The organism is Floridaenema aerugineum BLCC-F46, from assembly GCF_041929345.1.
Taxonomy (GTDB): domain Bacteria; phylum Cyanobacteriota; class Cyanobacteriia; order Cyanobacteriales; family Aerosakkonemataceae; genus Floridanema; species Floridanema aerugineum.
The window spans coordinates 107,501-109,890 of the sequence record NZ_JBHFNQ010000065.1 but is presented as its reverse complement, the minus strand read 5'-3'; the positions used below and the strand labels follow the sequence as shown (position 1 = coordinate 109,890).

The 2,390-nt window shown below is 52.3% G+C and carries 2 tRNA genes and 2 rRNA genes (1 of these 4 cut by a window edge); all 4 read left to right on the top strand.

Features of this window, described 5'->3' with window-relative positions:
• Window positions 1–1,319, top strand: a 16S ribosomal RNA gene (locus ACE1CC_RS09010); the annotation flags it as partial.
• A gap of 113 nt (window positions 1,320–1,432) precedes the next feature.
• Window positions 1,433–1,506 (top strand) — tRNA-Ile (locus ACE1CC_RS09005).
• A 23-nt stretch (window positions 1,507–1,529) separates the two neighbouring features.
• A tRNA-Ala gene (locus ACE1CC_RS09000) sits at window positions 1,530–1,605 on the top strand.
• Window positions 1,606–1,813: 208 nt separating this feature from the next.
• Window positions 1,814–2,390 (top strand): 23S ribosomal RNA (locus tag ACE1CC_RS08995); it runs 2,307 nt beyond the window's last position.

Below are 2,390 nucleotides of genomic sequence, written 5' to 3'. Positions count from 1 at the left end.
AGGTGAAAGATTTATCGTCTGAAGATGAGCTCGCGTCCGATTAGCTAGTTGGTAGGGTAAGAGCCTACCAAGGCGACGATCGGTAGCTGGTCTGAGAGGATGACCAGCCACACTGGGACTGAGACACGGCCCAGACTCCTACGGGAGGCAGCAGTGGGGAATTTTCCGCAATGGGCGAAAGCCTGACGGAGCAAGACCGCGTGAGGGAGGAAGGCTCTTGGGTTGTAAACCTCTTTTCTCTGGGAAGAAGCTCTGACGGTACCAGAGGAATCAGCATCGGCTAACTCCGTGCCAGCAGCCGCGGTAATACGGAGGATGCAAGCGTTATCCGGAATTATTGGGCGTAAAGCGTCCGTAGGTGGCTCTTCAAGTCTGCCGTTAAAACCAGTGGCTTAACTACTGAGGGGCGGTGGAAACTGAAAAGCTAGAGTGTGGTAGGGGTAGAGGGAATTCCCAGTGTAGCGGTGAAATGCGTAGAGATTGGGAAGAACACCGGTGGCGAAAGCGCTCTGCTGGACCACAACTGACACTCACAGGACGAAAGCTAGGGGAGCGAAAGGGATTAGATACCCCTGTAGTCCTAGCCGTAAACGATGGATACTAGGTGTTGTGAGTATCGACCCTCACAGTGCCGGAGCCAACGCGTTAAGTATCCCGCCTGGGGAGTACGCACGCAAGTGTGAAACTCAAAGGAATTGACGGGGGCCCGCACAAGCGGTGGAGTATGTGGTTTAATTCGATGCAACGCGAAGAACCTTACCAGGACTTGACATGTCGCGAATCTTCTTGAAAGGGAAGAGTGCCTTCGGGAGCGCGAACACAGGTGGTGCATGGCTGTCGTCAGCTCGTGTCGTGAGATGTTGGGTTAAGTCCCGCAACGAGCGCAACCCTCGTCTTTAGTTGCCAGCATTCAGTTGGGCACTCTGAAGAGACTGCCGGTGACAAACCGGAGGAAGGTGGGGATGACGTCAAGTCAGCATGCCCCTTACGTCCTGGGCTACACACGTACTACAATGCTACGGACAAAGGGCAGCTAAACAGCGATGTCAAGCTAATCCCATAAACCGTGGCTCAGTTCAGATTGTAGGCTGCAACTCGCCTACATGAAGGCGGAATCGCTAGTAATCCCAGGTCAGCATACTGGGGTGAATTCGTTCCCGGGCCTTGTACACACCGCCCGTCACACCATGGGAGTTGGCCACGCCCGAAGTCGTTATCCTAACCTGCAAAGGAAGGAGATGCCGAAGGTGGGGCTGATGACTGGGGTGAAGTCGTAACAAGGTAGCCGTACCGGAAGGTGTGGCTGGATCACCTCCTTTTTAGGGAGACCTAACCTAACTGATGACCGAAAACTCGTGATTAGGTCACAGAAAAGGTCATACCCGGGTCGAACGAGAATGGTGGGCTTTCAAACTATTCAGGTTGGGTTAATGGGCTATTAGCTCAGGTGGTTAGAGCGCACCCCTGATAAGGGTGAGGTCCCTGGTTCAAGTCCAGGATGGCCCACCTGCCAAAAAGATGGCAAAGCTGGGGGTATAGCTCAGTTGGTAGAGCGCTGTCCTTGCACGGCAGATGTCAGCGGTTCGAGTCCGCTTACCTCCACCAAAAAAAACTGAGAAATAGTCTTGTCAAATCAAAGCGAGAATGATAGACTAGATCGAGTGAGTTTATGATTCATCAGCACCTCTAAGGGTAAGAAACCAAAGAGAATGCTGGCGACATCAGCCAGTGAGAACCTAGAAAACTGCATAGAAGAGAAGAGAAATAGGAAACATTGTAGCAGGTAGATAATTACCAATAGTTTGTGTTACAAGGTCAAGCTATGAAGAGCTAACGGTGGATACCTAGGCACGCAGAGGCGAAGAAGGACGTGGTGACCGACGAAACGCTCCGGGGAGCTGGCAGCAAGCATCGAGCCGGAGATATCCGAATGGGGCAACCCTAAATACAGCTGGTTGAATCCATAGACCAGTATGAGCCAACCGGGCGAATTGAAACATCTTAGTAGCCCGAGGAAAAGAAAACAACCGTGATTCCCCCAGTAGCGGCGAGCGAAGCGGGAAGAGCCTAAACCAACAGGATTTCCTGTTGGGGTAGTGGGACAGCAACAAAGGAATCGGGAAACTAGACGAAGTAGTTGAAAGCTACACCAGAGAAGGTGAAAGTCCTGTAGTCGAAAGTGAAAAGATCCCAGCTGGATCCCGAGTAGCCAGGGGCACGTGAAATCCCTGGTGAATCAGCCGAGACCACTCGGTAAGGCTAAATACTACTGCGTGACCGATAGCGAAACAGTACCGCGAGGGAAAGGTGAAAAGAACCCCGGGAGGGGAGTGAAATAGAACCTGAAACCGTTAGCTTACAAGCAGTGGGAGGACGATTCAACGTCTGAC